This window comes from Gilliamella sp. wkB108 (assembly GCF_001690195.1).
Classification (GTDB): Bacteria; Pseudomonadota; Gammaproteobacteria; order Enterobacterales; family Orbaceae; genus Gilliamella; species Gilliamella apicola_L.
In genome coordinates this window covers 12,094-27,640 of the sequence record NZ_LZGM01000070.1, presented here as the reverse complement: position 1 = coordinate 27,640, position 15,547 = coordinate 12,094, and the positions used below count along the sequence as shown (strand labels likewise).

Below are 15,547 nucleotides of genomic sequence, written 5' to 3'. Positions count from 1 at the left end.
GCTGAGCTAGGCTTTTTTGGCATGTTGGCTATAGGGTGAAATTGGGATATTGACTGTTGGATCCGGTATAGCACTTGGTACGATGGTTTCAGATATCGATTGCATCGCGGTAAAGGTGTGACCACAATAGATATTTGAGCATTGATAGTATTGTTTACGTGTAAGATTACTAATTTCTTCACTTGAGCGAATGTAAGTTTTACTACGACAGTGTGGACATTTCATCATTTTAACCTCTAAAATTAAGTTTAGATTAATTTTACATTAATCTTAGATTAAGTCCAGAGGTTTGTTTTTTTCTGTCGTTTCCTATCAGAGAATATTTTGATATATTTGCTCGCCAGGTGTGATTTCTAATGTAATTCTTGTTGAAAAACCTTTTTGCCCCGTTACACCTGTTAAAGAGTGTTTACATTCGATGATTGTCCAATCTTCACTATCTATATCATCTTTAAATTTATAAACTTTAATTGGCATTTCAGTAATGAGGTCAGGGCGTGCTTCAGCTAAGTTGATTTCGAAATGACTAGTCCCACTTTTTATCTTTGCTAATTCACTTTCTGCAGCACGTTTAGCACTTGCTTCATTGGCAAAGGCGTATCTAATCACTTTAACTTTTTCTGTTGTTCCAATTAATACTTCTTTGCTTTTATCTAGTTGTTTTTTATAGCGAATTTTAATTGGCATTGGCGTTGGATTTTTGTAATGATACCAAAAGGTCTTTACACCTTTGTAACCCGATCTATCATCAATTATATATTTATGATTATCCCCCGATTTTCGCATAATAGTCATTGACTCAAGTTTTTCTCCATTGGGCTTTATACCTTGACCTCGCTTAAATATGAGCAACTTATCTTTTTTTATCGCAACAATACCATTAACGTCTTCAATTATTCGTGTTAAAAATGAAGCGTCACTTTCTTTTGTTTGATCCATATGATCAAGGATGATTGATTTAATATCTTCATCGATGACATATTTTAAGTTATTTCGTGCTGCAATTATTGAGACTATTTCACCAATAGTCATTTGGTCATAACTATCATCTTTATTTTCAACAAGTGTATCACGAAGATTGGCACTTCGCCCCCTGATAGTAAGTACATCTGGAGTGCCAGTATGTTCATAAGAATCAATAATGAATATATTACTGATAATATAATTATAATCCTTCTGATTTTTCCAACCTAAAGAAACGTTAAGTTTTATACCGCGTTTTGGAAATCCAAGTTTTCCGTCAGAATCGTCTAGTTTAATTTCGATTGTATCTGCAGTTATTCCTCTTGTTTCAGTTATTGTCATCGATATAAGACGCTTTTCAAAGTTGCCAGTAATATTTTTTTCAAGATTAGGATCAACATGAGTAATTGTGAAAAATGGTTGTTTCATAAAATTCCTAAATGATTATATCTATAATATCTATAACTTTCTTCAGATTACCACTGTCAAAAGGATTCGGTATATCGGTTTTAATTAATCTAAGGGTAAAATCGATTTTTCGAGGAGAACCGTCACGATTTAATTCACTATGGGTTCTTTCGACATTTTCTAAAACAAAAAAACCAAGCGGTACACCATCGCCTTCTATTAAGGGCCAGGATATACCTAGTAAAGCCATGCGTTCAAGCACTTCAAGGCTGACTCGACCATTGGTGATTTCAGTATATACTGAGCCTGACAATGTGACGACATCATTATTCGGACCGATATATTGTAATGCTGGTCGATACCTAACTCTTTCATTTTTTGGATAACGCCAACTTTTACTGATTGTCATTTTTTGATAAGGTAATGTTTTTAAGCAGAAAACAAATAAGCCATAACTCATCATCATATTATTCTATGTCCCTTAAACTACTACGAAAGTAAAATTGTTGTTGATCTTCACGTCGGTCGAGTTCTTGTATGATTCGGTTAGTCAATTCCTGTTCACTCATGCCAGGTGCTGAGTTAACTGTTATATAATATTGAGAAGGCCCCATAGTTGTGTTGATCGCCGATCTTGTAAGTGAATTTTGTCGATTAGTTATTAAATTATCATTAATTTGTGGCGCTGAAGTATTTATCTTATTGGCAAAGTTACTCATACTGTGTAGAGTTCTAGCTTGATTGTGTTCAATGCCAAGTTGATAACCTTCAATCGTATAAGCACCAAATTGAGTGAATACACGTGATGGGGAATTAATACCTAATAAATCCTTAAACCAATTACAAATGCTACTTCCTACATTTGATATGGTCTCTTTAAGGGCATTCCATTTGTTTTTGATACCATTTGTTATGCCATCAATAATATCAAAGCCGAAATGACTAAACATACTAAATAGTTCATTTTCACCTGTGAAAATCGCCCCAATTTTATTGGGTAAGTCAGTAATTTTTTCTGGTAGCGAAATAATCAAATCCCATGCACTGCTTACGATGTCAAAAAGTTGTTCAAATAGCCTTATTGGTAGCATGATAATATTGCCTACTGCTGTACCAAAAGCAACCCCAGCCGATTTGACACCTTCAAATTCTTGACCGGTTAATTCAATAGGCGATAAGAGTTCACTGAACCAATTAATTATACCGCTAATAGCATCGCCAATAGTGTTGAATATCGGTGCCATAAATGAAAAGCTCTGTATTACCGGTGCAATAGCTGAACTTAAACCTTGCCAAAATCCGATAAAGAATGCACTAATGGGTTCCCAAAATTTACGGATAAGTAAAGCAACGGCAATAATTGAAGTTATGGCTATTGCTATTGGATTGCTTAAGAAACTTGCACCTACTGTGCTAAATGTAGTCCCTAATTCTGTAAAAGCACTTCCCAACGTTTTAATCGGTGAGCCAGCAGCAGTAAGTAGGGATTTTCCTAACGTTTGAATACCGCCTGATGAATTCCCAAATTTAGCTAACAGATCGCTGAGTGAAAATGATAGTTGTCCAAACAGGCATCGAGTGAGAATAAAAGGCCCCATGAGTTGAGATAATGTCATGGAAATGACACCCAATGCTACTGAAGCGATGGTCGCGACACTGGCTATTTTCATAAACGTTTGTACAACTATTGGGGTTTGATTTATCCAGTCATTGATGCCTAGCATAAATTCTCTTAACCCTTTTGTACCTTTAAGGAATGATTGTGACAATGTTTCCCCAAGTGAACTTGATATATTAGATATGGTTGTTTTTAATAGCACAAACTGTGATGAAATAGAGTCGTTTTCTATCTCAGTTTTGAATTTTAATGAACCAATTGCTTTAGGATTATTAACTTGATTTAGTTGTTTATCAAGTTCACCTAGATTATTTGTGAGATTGATAACGTCGTGACTAATTTCGGCACCAAACAGATTACTCAGAACTTTAGTCTGATCTGCATTATTAAGTGTTTGTGTTGCAGCAAGAACTTGTTTGATTGTCCCAATTGCATTAGTAGCCATTTGTTGTTCGATATTGTTAACATCTAACCCAAGTTGCTGTAATGCTTGTTGAAATTGTTTCGATTGTGTTGTTGCAGTGGAAAGTTCATGTATCATGGTCGTGGTAGCTAATGCTGCATTTTCTGTTTGGGTACCCAGATTTAAAAAGGTTGAACCCAAAGCCGAGGCTTGTTTAAAATCAAGTTTATCTGAAACATCATGCATTTGTTGTAAAACACTGATGATTTGACTGGCACTAATTTGTGAATTATCTTCAAGAAAGCTGATAGTATCGGTCAGTTCTTCAATATTGTTTATTGGAATATTATAAAGTTTGGCAATTTCACTTAGGTTTTCAGATACCTGTTCTACAGGTAAATCAAACACTTTTGAGGCCATTGCTGAAACTTTAGTGAAGTTTATTAATTGTTTGTGCTGTTCCGTTAGAGGATCACTTTTATTAGTAACACCTAATGTTGCATTAAATGATAATAAATCGGCGATATCCAGAGCGCCACGCGACATAGGTACTGTTTCGCTAATAGCTTGAATTTGCTCTTTCATATTCATGAACAGTGGTGTCGGTTGACCTTGTTGATCGCGTAATCCTTTAACTTGTTTAGCGACTTTTTTCATCGCTTCTTCCAATGTTTGGTATTCTTGAATGGTTTTTAGAATCGGATCACCTAGATCAGTACCTACTTTTTTAGCCTCCTGACCAATATTGGCAATACTATTACGAATCTTTATACCATTTTGATATCCTTCAGATAGCGTTTGTTTTTGGGCATTTCTCAAATCATCAAATGCTGGTATTTTAAAATTAATCATATTTGAGTTTGTGTTTTTTGCCGTTTGGTTTACATTAGATACAGCGTCATATCGATAATTATTATTTTTCTGTATCTGTGGTATAACATCTATTTTATTGAAATGATCTCGTTGATTTTGTCGTGTTGGTAATGAGTGAGAGTTATTTTGCTTATTCATACTCATTATTTTTTGATTTTTCTTTGTTTTTTGAGTTAGTTCTCTTTTTGGAGAATATCCAGCAATAAATTTATCAAGTTGGTTAGTATGTAGGTCGTTTAAACTATTTTGCTGTTTTACTAACTGATTTTGTTTATTGAAGGCATTATTTACCTTCAATAAATTTTTTGCTTTTTTATATTGATTTCTTAATGTTTCATTTTGTTTTAACCAATAGTTTATTTCTTCCCTTAACCAGGTAAGAAGTGGTTGATTTGTTTTTTCAATATCATTTTGGTTATATTTATTAAATTGGTTATTCATCTCTAACACCACTTCTTAGGCGAGCATTCTCTCGCCAATCCATTAATTCTGATAAAGCAAACTCATACATTTCAGAAGGTTGCCAGTGAAATATTGAGGCAATATCAGCCATTGCATCTTCTACTCGGTTTGGGATACCGCTTTGGCATCGGTCGAGTTCTGGGACAAAAAACCGATAACCACTTTGGTAATTTCTGATAAATCAAGTAAATCCAAATCAAAGACTTCATGTTCAGCAATCGATGGAGTAGTAATACGTGGAAGTACTTTTGCCAATGAATCAATATCAAGATCGATAAAATCTATCAATTTTACGCCTCGTAAATCCCCCGTTAATGGTTTACGAACAGTGAATTCAGTAATAAGGTTTTTTCCAGATTGAATACCATTTTTTAGTGTGATTTTTTGTGTGTTTGTCATTTGTTTCCCCTCGTAATAAGCCCTTACGGGCTTATTTTATTTACAATAATGAAATTAATTTGGACCGATGATTAAAGTCCAATAGCTTGGCGCGCTTGTGTTAAACGATCTACGCCATTAACTTTGTCGATCATATTAATGAAATCGATTTCAGTTATCTCTTCGTTGTCGATGATCTCTTTATAGTATGTACATTGCGTAGTAATTTTAGTTGAGTTACTTTCGCCTTGTTTAAGTTCACCGCGATCTTGTTCTTTATGACGACCATTGACGATGATTTCGACTTTGACAAAATCTTCACTATCATCTTTTTGGTAAGCGCCTGCAAAACGGAGTGTTACACCATTAAGTAGACCGCCATGTTGTCTAAGAACTTCGTGAGCTAAGCCACCGATAGTCCATTCAACATTTAATGCATCATCTTCATAACCCAGATCAATAGGTACACTACCCGGCATTCCTGCACCACGGTAATTTTCAAACTTACGGGTTAATTTTGGTGGAGTAAATGATTCGACTTCACCAACGAATGATGTTCCGTTAACATAAACATTGAAGTATTTGAGTTTTTTAGGTAACGCCATTTAGTTGATCTCCTTAATTAGTTGCGACCGAATTAGCCAGCTCAACCAAATATTTATCGGTAATGCGTTGGCGTAACATAAGATTTTCAAGCGGTGGTACTGGTGTATAATCGTAATCGATGTATAATTTGCCAGCTTTTAAAGTGTCAGCTGTATTGGCTTCAGGATCGAACCATGCTTTACCATCAACAATATAACCGTTAGATTTTAATTCACGGAATTTGTTGTTGATTGATTCAATTAAATCTTTAATTAGTGAAGCATGCATCGGAGCATCGACTAATTGGAATTGAGCTTCGGCAATCGTATCTGCTAAAACTTGTGCTGTTCTTGTGTAGTTTTCAAAAGCAAATAGAGAATCTGCACTACAAGTACGAGAACCCCAAAAACGATAACCTTGATTACAAATTAGTGTAGTCACATCGTGTTCATTTAAGTAATTGGAATCTGAGCTTTCTTCTTGAAGATCCCAAAATACATCGTTAGAAATACCTGTGACACCATTAACCGCTACATTAGATAACGTTTTATGCCAACCCACTTTTTGGTCGATTTGAGCGCGTAAGCCTAGTGCGCGAGCAGTAGCTGCAAGTGTAACATTTTGTTTTTGAGTTGTATCAAAGCCGACAAAATCAGGCCAAATTACCATTGCTTCACGAGCGCCTAATTTATCGCGGTAAAGTACTGCTTGTTCTTTAGTTTTTGCACCATAAGCTGAAACATAACAAAATGCGCGTAATTTTTGTGCTAATGACACTAAAGCGGTAGCGACTGGTAATGAATCATATCCTGGTACACCTAAAATACGCGGCTTAACTTTCAACTGAGTTTGTGCAGAAAGTAGGGCTTTCATACCAGTATATTTACCATCTTCTGTTGTAGTCCCAATAATATTGGCGACAGTTTCTTCATCAGTGGTGCCTGTTTCAACGCGAACAGCGACAATGACGGGTGAACATTGATCAGCAATTGCTTCAAGTGTTGGTTTAAGTGTTCCTTGTGAACCTGCTTTACCAATTGCAGTATTGATATTGGTAATGAGGATCGGTGTGTTAAGTGGAAAGTAAGTTGCATCCGCATCATCGCCAGTACATACAACACCAATAACAGCAGTAGATACTGTTCTGATAGTGCGGGTACCTTCATTGATTTCGATGACTCGGACGCCGTGATGATAATCGTTAGCCATAAGATCTCCGTTGTGGTTTACATATCGTAAAGTTAATTCATGCAAATAGTTGCATATAATAAAAATAGGTGTTAGCGGTTGGATTTGTAATTTGAATTTTTACAAATAAAGCCCAATTAAATGGGCTTTTTTGTATAAAAAACTAGGGTTTTTCAGGCCATTGAATTTTATCTGCTTGCTCAACATCAATACGATTTAATTCAACCCGATATTTTTTCCACTGATTTAGCGCTAATATTTCTTGCTCTGTGGCTATTTCAGCATCCAGCGCATCTTGTAGGTAGCTAATTTTTTCATTAGCCTCACTAATTAATTGTGATTTTTGTGAGATAGCCCTATTTACATAATAATTATGTTGTTTATTGGTATCTAATACCCATTTTTCACCGTCCCAACTATCAAATTCACTTGACGGTTTTGATAATGTGAAACCTTTTTCAATCTCACCAATTTTAGTCATTGTTGATTCAATGCCAGTTTTTATTGAATAGATTTTTTGACCGCGAAAATCGTTAGGGTAAATCCATTGATTTTCTTGACGAACAATAGCTTGCCCGTCTTCAACATTTTTTGGTGCATCTAAGTAAGCATGAGCGGGTAAACCAACACCAATAGGTAAATATTGATAGGTAGCGGTTAGATACTCACCTGTATTGGCATCAACATTATGGATGACTGCCCATCCAGCAGTGGTAGTAAATCCAGCTTCATTTAAAATAGCTATTTCTGGTTGTAATTGATATTTCATTATTTTTCTCCTGTTATTCTGCTTTAACTATATACATAAATGCGATATTGCGAGGGCGGTTTTCTGGAGCAGTTGGCACCTGTGTTGATGCGTCTAACGTTAATTTTTGATGTGTTCCGCCACCTGATGATCCAGGTTGATATGCCGGTCGTGAATTCACCTTTGAATAAAATGCTCCGCTAGCATTCGCGTCATTTGTCGAGCCAGTGACAAATGTTTCAACTTGCCCCCAGATATTTCTAATTGCATCCCCCTGCCAACTGAGTATTCCTCTGCTAGGATCGATACCCTTTCCATTATCCCAACCTCGAACAAACTCGCCACGTAAATCTGGTAAATAACCAGACGGATAAGCTGCCGCCAATTTCGAAAATCTATTTCTATCAATTGGTGCGCCATTACATTCAAAATATCCTCCCGGCGGGATGGTTTGTGGCCATGGCATCGGAACCCCCACCGGAATACATCTGTCCCGAATAAACAGGTCTAGATTTAGTATTCGTTCAACTGGTACATAACCTTCACCCAGAACACCATCATGAGTAAATCCCCAAGCCAGTCTATTGTTGACCCTGTTATACATTCCGACTACACCATCATTTCGTATAATTATACAAAATCGTTTATCAGGAGAAAAAACGTCTGATTCAAATTCCTGGGATTGGAACGTATCAACTATATGGTTTACAATATTATGTACATCAGTTATTCGATTATGAGCATCCGTTGCATGGTTATATGAGGATTGGGCTTTTTCGTCCACATATTTAGCATAATCAAATGTATCTTTAACTGCTAATGGAGTCGCTGCTTGATTTTCCGCGGTGCTATTGGTTGCTGAATTTAATTGTACAAACCCTTTTGATTGAGTGGTTGCATCAGGGTGATTGGTGGATTTTTCATGATTGGTCATTTTAGTGGCAATTAATTCATCGACATAATTGCGTGTAGCTAATACTGTCGCTGGGTCAATTTTTAATTGGACTGAATCAACATTATCCACAATGATAATCATGCGAATAACCTGTGTTCGTCCACTACCTTCGACTAATTTTGGTTTATAAGTAACCGGACAGTTGCCTACTGCAATTAAATTATCTCCATCATCATACAGACCAATTTCATTAATAAACCAACCGCCTTGTGTTTCGGGGATCACAAGTTCAGCAATAATTTGATTGGGATTATCCTTGTCGGTTGTGATGGTATTGATTGGCGCTCGATAAATTTCGTGAATCAATTTAGTTTGCGTAGCAGTAGGGTGTGATTCACTACCATTGGCATCCCCTACAGCCATTTTAGTCAATTTTAAAGGGATCCCAAGGGCGGTGGCATTAGCCAATAATGCCGCTCCTTGGGTGGTTATTAGTGTATAAAATTTTTGGCTCATATTAATCCTCTCACCATATATATAAAAAAATCGAATCGCCAACCGGCGATCGAATGAGTTAATACTTGTTTTATTGTGAAAATGTCTAGTTTAGGTTTCCTTTATAATTTGCCTATGAGCTGCATTTCATAAAGTGGATTAATAAAAATAGTGACAGATAACTAACAAAGTGGTTAGTGGTTGGATTTGTAATTTGAATTTTTACAAATTGAAAAGGAAAATATAGGGAAATTTTTTTGACACTAAAACAATTAATTTTAGGAATTACTATGATTATTTTATCTAAATTATTTAAATCAATAAGTTATAAATCAAAAACAGTTAATAACTGGCTTAATGAGTATAAGAAGATTTTATCTGAGAGAAATTTAAAACCCAAAACTATGGAAATAAAAACCTATATGATCAAAGTAATTAGTCAAAATATAGGGTGTAAAAAGGTGACTCATATTACTCCGTTTGATATAAATGACCTTATAAAAATTTATCTGGATCAAGATAAGGCACCATCGGCTAAATGTATGTTTCATTTATTAAGGGATATTTTCAGAGAAGCTTATGCTCAGGGTTGGAATGATAAAAATCCAACTGATCCAATCAAATGTCCAAAAGTTACGGTGAAACGTAGTCGAATGGTATTAAAAGAGTTTAAACGTATTACACAAGAAGCGGAAAAAAATAACCAATATCATTATCTTAAAGATGCGATGATAACGGCTCTTGTAACGGGGCAAAGGCGTTCGGATATAATCACAATGAAAAAATCAAATGTAAAACGTAATTATTTATTTATTGAGCAATATAAAACAGGCTCAAAAATAGCGCTTCCGACAAAATTAACCTGCCCTAAAATTGGTATTAGTATACAAGATATTATTGAATCATCAGATCATGAACATGTGATCCATAGAAAAGGCAAATCCGTTTCAGCTGAAAAAATTACACGTGATTTTGCCAAAATAAGAGATAAAGCTTTTAAAAGGAGTTATTGGAAAGGGACACCAACAACTTTTCATGAAATTAGATCATTAGCTGAAAGACTCTATCGTGAGAAAAAGGTTGATACGATGACATTGCTTGGTCATAAAACTCAAGCTACAACGGATCGTTATAATGATTGTCGAGGACGTGAATATAAGAAACTAAAAATTATAGGAAATTAATACCTATTTATGAGGTAGGTTCTATTTTAGAACTATTAAAATTAGTTAACTTAAATACCATCCCAACTTATAAAAACAAAAAAATTATTGGTTCTGGTCAACTTAATAAAAATGGATATATCCAAATACCTGTCTTAATTGCCGGGAAAATTGAAAATGCCATAATTCAATGGGGTATAGGGAATGCCAATAGTGATGGAAGAAAACGCATAACCTTACCTGTTACATACCCAAACCAAACTTTATTTGTTACTGCTTTTGAACGAGATGCTAAAGCTTGGTTTACAAATAGCGTTCCTTGGACAACGGTATGGGGAGCCTCAGATAGTGAAACGACAAATAGTGAGATAACTATTTGTACACGTGGGGTAATAAAAGGTGGAATAGTTGAATCTGGTAGCTATGCGTATTTTTTTCTAACAATTGGGTGGTAAGTAATTATGACATTATTTTATAGTAAACAAAGTGGCGGTTTTTATGATGATTCTATTAATAAAAATATACCAAATGATTCAGTGACTATTTCGTCAGAATATCATGCAGAATTATTATCAAAGCAATCAGAGGGATATGAGATACAAGCTAATGACAAAGGCTATCCAGTTGCGGTAGAACGAGTTTTAACCCCAGAAGAAATTAAATCTATCAATGAGTCAAAACAACAACAACTCCTTAACCTTGCAAACGAAAAAATAACTATGTTACAGCGAATTGTTAAATATAATCGAGCAACTGATGATGAAAAGCAGTTATTGGAAAAATTAGAATTATTTACAATAGATGTTACACATATAGACTTAACAGATAGTAATGCATCTTTTCCAGAAATGCCGTGTTAATCACGGCTGTTCTGACCATTTTATCTTTAACTCATTTGTATCTACACAAGTTAAAGAATATGATATTTTCATTAATCTTACTCATAAAAATAATCATATATAACAAATGGTTAAATATAATTATCAAAAAACACTGAAAAATCGATATTGGAAAAATATAGAATTATATACAGTTCAAATCACAAGCATATATAGACAAATATCAAATGCCAATTTTCTACCTGCTCCTGAGTAGTGCTAACGCACTACTCTGTTTTTTATCCTTTTAAATCCTAATTGTCTACAGTTAGTAAATTTTCGTCGTCATAATAATTATATTTGCCATCAACTTATTATCATTCCGCTTACAATATTAAACGGTTATAACAATGTAACACTATGATTTATCTTGCCTGAGTAGAGAATCATCTCTACTCAGGCATATCTGGAAAAACAGCATTAATATCGGATGTATCAACTTGATGAAGTTCAACAGTATATAATTCTAACTGTTCTAATAATTTTCTTTCATCATTGGTTGCTCGATTATATTTAACAATTCGCTGTAACATAGTTATTTTTTCATTTGCACGGTTAAGGAGTTGTTGTTGTTTTGACTCATTGATAGATTTAATTTCTTCTAAAGTTAAAACTCGCTCTACCGCAACAGGATAGCCATTATCATTAGCTTGTATCACAAATCCTTCAGATTGTTTTTTTAGTAATTCAGCATGATATTCAGTTGTTAGTTCTTTCGAATTTTCAGGAATATTATTAAATCCTGAAATATAAAAACCATTAGTTTGTGCATTATAGAAAATCATTTTTATCTCCCTACTGCTACTATTTGCAATAATGAATCGACGTAAATATCACCAACTTTTCCCCACATTTTTACTGAAGTTAGATCATTAGGTAAGGCTGTTACCACATGACACCCATTATCGCCATCACTAGTTATAGCAAAATAAAAATTATTAGGAAATGTTATGGGTAGTGATACAACTGTTCCATTCGCTCCATTGACACCGTTATATACAGCCTTGAAATATTGTAAAATTAAACCATCAGCCCTACGTAAAATGATAATACCATTTGAGACTTCATATGAAAAATCTTCAAAAGTTAACAAGTAAGAATTGTTAGCTTTAGGTCTTTTTACAAAATTAGTTTGTTCACCTACCTCATAAATAGGTTCATTGTTAATAATTTTTCTAAATGCCGGTAATGCATTGATATCATCTGCTTGAAGTAAAATATCGTTGTTTAACATTTTATTGTTAATTTTACGAATATTTGGTACACGGCTATTAGCATTATCATTTACCGTTTTGATTGCCAGTGGAGTCGCTGCTTGATTTTCAGCGGTGCTATTGGTTGCTGAATTTAATTGCACAAACCCTTTTGATTTAGTGGTTGCATTAGGGTGATTAGTAGATTTTTCATGATTTGCCATTTTAGTGGTGATCAATTCATCGACATATTGTCGGGTAGCTAATACAACCGAAGGGTCGATTTTTAATTCAACAGCATTGACATCATCAATGACAATTACCATGCGGATCACTTGAGTTCGCGCACTGCCTTCAACTAATTTAGGTTTATACGTCGAAGGGCAATTTCCTACTGCGATTAGATTACCTTTATCGTCATATAGACCTATTTCATGAATAAACCAACCTCCCTCTGTTTCTGGAATAACTTGTTCAGCGATCAGTTGATTAGGATTATCCTTATCAACAAAAAGAGTGTTAATCGCTGCTCTGCGTACTTCATGAACAAGCGAAGTTTGCGTAGCAATCGGGTTGGGTATTGAGCCATTGGCATCACCAACAGCTATTTGGGTTAATTTTAAAGGAGTACCGAGTACAGTTGCATTAGCTAGCAATTCGGCTCCAAGTTTGGTTAATATTGTGTAGTATTTTTGACTCATGGTTTTATGCTCATCGTATCAATAAAATGAATAGTTGCGCCAATTTGGCTTTCGGAAAGTGTTGTTATATTTTCATTAATAAAAGGATAAATATTTAAGGTATTAATATCATAATTACTTGCACCAATTTGGCGTTCAGATGTTGTTGTGATTGTTTCGGCAACATAAGGGTAGATATTTAATGTATTACCATCGTAACTGCTAGCACCTATTGTCAATGTACCTTGGGTGACTAATTGGATAGCTAATCCATTTAATTGCCTGGAAACCGGTTTAACATCATCGATAATTCGACTTAATTCATTGTAAGATTCTTCGGTGATCCCTTTATCTAATACCCCGATTTCTAAAGCAAAGGTGCCAGGTTGTTGTTGATTTTGCCACCATTCAATAACATTAATTAAATAGCCAAAGGGTTCGACAGCACGACGAATAGATTCTTTAGTACCTTTGAGTTTGTGAATTTCAAAGGCTTCACTAATTACTTTACGTTTGGTCTGTTCAGACCAGTTTTCATCCCAGCGATCTACACTGTATTGCCAAGCTAAGTAAGGCAATAATTCAAAAGGGCAGGTTTGTGCATCCCAAAGAGAGCGTAAAGGTATGGGTGGTTCACAAACCATGGTTTGTGATAGATTCTTTTCTAGTGCGGTAGCAGTGGGTGGAAGTAGCGTTTTATTCGCCATAACCTGCTACCTCAATTTGATAATTTTTGCAATAACTGGCTTGTTCGCGATTGATTAATATATCTTGTGCGGGGGATTCTAATTCAACGCGTTGAACGCCAACAACATGTAACGCTGAAATAATTGCACTACGACTAATGCGTCTGCCAATACGGTGTTTTTCATTAATATAAGATTGTAAATTATTGATTGCCGCTTTCTTAATTGGTTCAGATTCAGGACCAGGGTAGAGAAAGAGTTTAGCTTTAATTGTGTAATCAATCAGTTCTACTGATTTCACTGTAACGCGATCAGCTATTGGTCTACGGTTATCCTGATTGACAGCATTTTGGATAATATGGATTAGATCTTCACTAGCAATACCATTATTTTCTCGCGATAAGATAGCTAAAGTTACACAGGCCGGTGATGGACTTTCTGCAGCGGCATCTAAAACACGCCCATCTGCACTACGCGCATAAAATTCGTAAGCAGCACGAGGACCAGCAACCGATAACCCTTCAAAAGCCGACTGAATACGTAGTCTAAAATCACTATCTGATTCTTTGATTTCTTCAATTGCAGGGGTTACGGTATTGTCAGCTGGTTGAATAATTAATCGGTAAACATGAAAATTAGCCCCTAAGTTGTCTAAATCGTTACCTTTTGCATGAGCGATCATCAACGCTTGAGAAGCTTCATTTATCCGTTGTCGTAAAATCAATTCATAATAAGCACTTTCTTGTAGTAGTTTGACAATCGGTTCACTTTCAAATTGTAAGGTTTTTTTTACTTCCTCTTGCTGTTCAGCTGGATAGAGTGAGATAAATTTGTTTTTACGTTGCTCAAAAATTGTTTCATAGTCTAATGATTCAATGATGTCCGGAGGGGGTAATTTTGATAAGTCGGTTAATGTCGCCATGATGCTACCTCAATTTCGCTGGTAAATGTTTCGTTAGGTTTATCTGTCCGTGAACCAGTTATTTGCATCGTTAATTTTTCTTTATCGGTTAGGAGTTCGACTTGATCCAATTTAATACGGGTTTCCCATTGGCTCAGAGCCATAACAATAGCTGAAATAACTCTTAGACGTGTTGCTTCATTATTTGGATTGTCTAATAATTGAAAAAGTAAAGAACCATAATTTCGCCGTTCTATGCGTGTACCAATCGGTGTGGTTAGAATATCTTTGACCGATTGGTTGATATGATCCATATCAGTAATGGTTCGTCCGGTTTTAGTGTTCATGCCGATATAACTCATTGCGGTTTCCCTGTTGAATCTCCACCTGATTTGACACCCCTATGGGTATGTGAATCTAACACAATGCCATTTGAAGATAATTGACCTTGTTGATGAACCACATTACCGGTTAAGGCGCCGGTACTACCATGACGACCACCACCGGTGGCGCTAAAGGATTTAAAGGTGACATGGTCGCTACATTCAACCAATGGGGTGTCAAGGTGGATTTTAGTACCAGCTTTTGCCGTAATTTGTTCACTCGCTTCGATTACCGCTGTTTTAATGCCTTTAATAGTTAATGAGCTGGTTTTGGGTTCATATTCGAAAGAAGCTCCATCTGGAAACGTGACAAAATAACCATCTTCTGAAGTGGATGGTGCTGGATTATTGTCACTGAAAATGCTAGGTAAAACACAACCTAATTCAAGATTTCCATAAGGACTTAAAATAAATACCTGTTCACCCACACTAGGTCGCCACCAAGATCGGCTTTTACCTGCGCGGTGGGTAAACCATGGTAACCAGGCGGTCACAATATTGCCACAACGGACTTTAACCCGATCGCCTTGGGTTTGACAAATAACGCCAACGCGGATCAGGTTTTCTATTTTTCGTAATATTTCGACTAGGTCGGCTGGATGATAATTTTTCATAGCGTTATCATTATGATTTTGGGTCAAAAAATA

The 15,547-nt window shown here is 35.5% G+C and carries 19 protein-coding genes; 3 read left to right on the top strand and 16 right to left on the bottom strand.

Annotated elements, in window-relative coordinates:
• Window positions 1-6: 6 nt before the first annotated feature.
• From A9G11_RS06910 to A9G11_RS06870, 10 genes are all read right to left on the bottom strand, one after another.
• Window positions 7-228 carry an ogr/Delta-like zinc finger family protein gene (locus tag A9G11_RS06910; RefSeq protein ID WP_065618773.1) on the bottom strand — a complete coding sequence of 74 codons (222 nt, stop codon included), beginning with the start codon at window positions 226-228 and terminating at the stop codon, window positions 7-9.
• An 84-nt stretch (window positions 229-312) separates the two neighbouring features.
• Window positions 313-1,392: a contractile injection system protein, VgrG/Pvc8 family gene (locus tag A9G11_RS06905; RefSeq protein ID WP_065618771.1), complete on the bottom strand. Its 1,080-nt coding sequence runs from the start codon at window positions 1,390-1,392 to the stop codon at window positions 313-315.
• Window positions 1,393-1,399: 7 nt separating this feature from the next.
• Window positions 1,400-1,837, bottom strand: a complete 438-nt coding sequence (locus A9G11_RS06900) for a phage tail protein (protein WP_065618769.1) — start codon at window positions 1,835-1,837, stop codon at window positions 1,400-1,402.
• Window position 1,838: 1 nt separating this feature from the next.
• Complete coding sequence (locus A9G11_RS06895; protein ID WP_065618768.1) at window positions 1,839-4,706, bottom strand: phage tail tape measure protein; 2,868 nt, start codon at window positions 4,704-4,706, stop codon at window positions 1,839-1,841.
• Window positions 4,699-4,818, bottom strand: coding sequence for a GpE family phage tail protein (locus A9G11_RS14020; protein ID WP_081298456.1), 120 nt, complete (start codon window positions 4,816-4,818; stop codon window positions 4,699-4,701). Before A9G11_RS14020 ends, A9G11_RS06895 begins: the two co-directional genes overlap by 8 nt.
• An 8-nt stretch (window positions 4,819-4,826) precedes the next feature.
• Complete coding sequence (locus tag A9G11_RS06890) at window positions 4,827-5,126, bottom strand: phage tail assembly protein (RefSeq protein ID WP_065618766.1); 300 nt, start codon at window positions 5,124-5,126, stop codon at window positions 4,827-4,829.
• Window positions 5,127-5,197: 71 nt separating this feature from the next.
• Entirely contained in the window at window positions 5,198-5,710 is a 513-nt protein-coding gene (locus tag A9G11_RS06885; RefSeq protein ID WP_065618764.1) for a phage major tail tube protein, read from the bottom strand.
• A 13-nt stretch (window positions 5,711-5,723) separates the two neighbouring features.
• A complete protein-coding gene (locus A9G11_RS06880; RefSeq protein ID WP_065618763.1) occupies window positions 5,724-6,899 on the bottom strand; it encodes a phage tail sheath protein in 1,176 nt (391 codons plus the stop codon).
• Window positions 6,900-7,041: 142 nt separating this feature from the next.
• The gene (locus A9G11_RS06875; RefSeq protein ID WP_065618760.1) at window positions 7,042-7,647 is read right to left on the bottom strand and encodes a tail fiber assembly protein; all 606 of its coding nucleotides are present in this window, start codon (window positions 7,645-7,647) and stop codon (window positions 7,042-7,044) included.
• A gap of 13 nt (window positions 7,648-7,660) precedes the next feature.
• The gene (locus tag A9G11_RS06870) at window positions 7,661-9,037 is read right to left on the bottom strand and encodes a phage tail protein (protein ID WP_065618759.1); all 1,377 of its coding nucleotides are present in this window, start codon (window positions 9,035-9,037) and stop codon (window positions 7,661-7,663) included.
• Window positions 9,038-9,306: 269 nt separating this feature from the next.
• On the opposite strand from A9G11_RS06870, the gene A9G11_RS06865 reads away from it, so the two are divergent.
• The 3 genes from A9G11_RS06865 to A9G11_RS06860 are packed head-to-tail and all read left to right on the top strand — an operon-like array spanning window position 9,307 to window position 11,039.
• A complete protein-coding gene (locus A9G11_RS06865) occupies window positions 9,307-10,200 on the top strand; it encodes a tyrosine-type recombinase/integrase (protein ID WP_065618758.1) in 894 nt (297 codons plus the stop codon).
• Window positions 10,200-10,634: a gp53-like domain-containing protein gene (locus tag A9G11_RS14780; protein WP_442902979.1), complete on the top strand. Its 435-nt coding sequence runs from the start codon at window positions 10,200-10,202 to the stop codon at window positions 10,632-10,634. Before A9G11_RS06865 ends, A9G11_RS14780 begins: the two co-directional genes overlap by 1 nt.
• Before the next feature lie 6 nt (window positions 10,635-10,640).
• Complete coding sequence (locus A9G11_RS06860; protein WP_065618757.1) at window positions 10,641-11,039, top strand: tail fiber assembly protein; 399 nt, start codon at window positions 10,641-10,643, stop codon at window positions 11,037-11,039.
• 410 nt (window positions 11,040-11,449) lie between these two features.
• Here A9G11_RS06860 and A9G11_RS06855 read toward each other — a convergent pair whose 3' ends face one another.
• Genes A9G11_RS06855 through A9G11_RS06830 form a run of 6 tightly spaced genes read right to left on the bottom strand, consistent with a single transcriptional unit; the run spans window position 11,450 to window position 15,514 of the window.
• Complete coding sequence (locus A9G11_RS06855) at window positions 11,450-11,842, bottom strand: tail fiber assembly protein (protein WP_065618756.1); 393 nt, start codon at window positions 11,840-11,842, stop codon at window positions 11,450-11,452.
• 2 nt (window positions 11,843-11,844) lie between these two features.
• A complete protein-coding gene (locus A9G11_RS06850) occupies window positions 11,845-12,951 on the bottom strand; it encodes a phage tail protein (protein WP_065618755.1) in 1,107 nt (368 codons plus the stop codon).
• On the bottom strand, window positions 12,948-13,637 hold the full coding sequence (locus A9G11_RS06845; protein WP_065618754.1) for a phage tail protein I: 690 nt from the start codon (window positions 13,635-13,637) through the stop codon (window positions 12,948-12,950). Before A9G11_RS06845 ends, A9G11_RS06850 begins: the two co-directional genes overlap by 4 nt.
• Window positions 13,627-14,538, bottom strand: coding sequence for a baseplate J/gp47 family protein (locus tag A9G11_RS06840; protein ID WP_065618753.1), 912 nt, complete (start codon window positions 14,536-14,538; stop codon window positions 13,627-13,629). Before A9G11_RS06840 ends, A9G11_RS06845 begins: the two co-directional genes overlap by 11 nt.
• Window positions 14,526-14,879 (bottom strand): GPW/gp25 family protein, encoded by a 354-nt coding sequence (locus A9G11_RS06835; protein WP_065618752.1) that lies wholly within the window; start codon window positions 14,877-14,879, stop codon window positions 14,526-14,528. The genes A9G11_RS06840 and A9G11_RS06835 overlap by 13 nt, the downstream gene beginning before the upstream one ends.
• Complete coding sequence (locus A9G11_RS06830; protein WP_065618751.1) at window positions 14,876-15,514, bottom strand: phage baseplate assembly protein V; 639 nt, start codon at window positions 15,512-15,514, stop codon at window positions 14,876-14,878. The genes A9G11_RS06835 and A9G11_RS06830 overlap by 4 nt, the downstream gene beginning before the upstream one ends.
• Window positions 15,515-15,547: the final 33 nt, after the last annotated feature.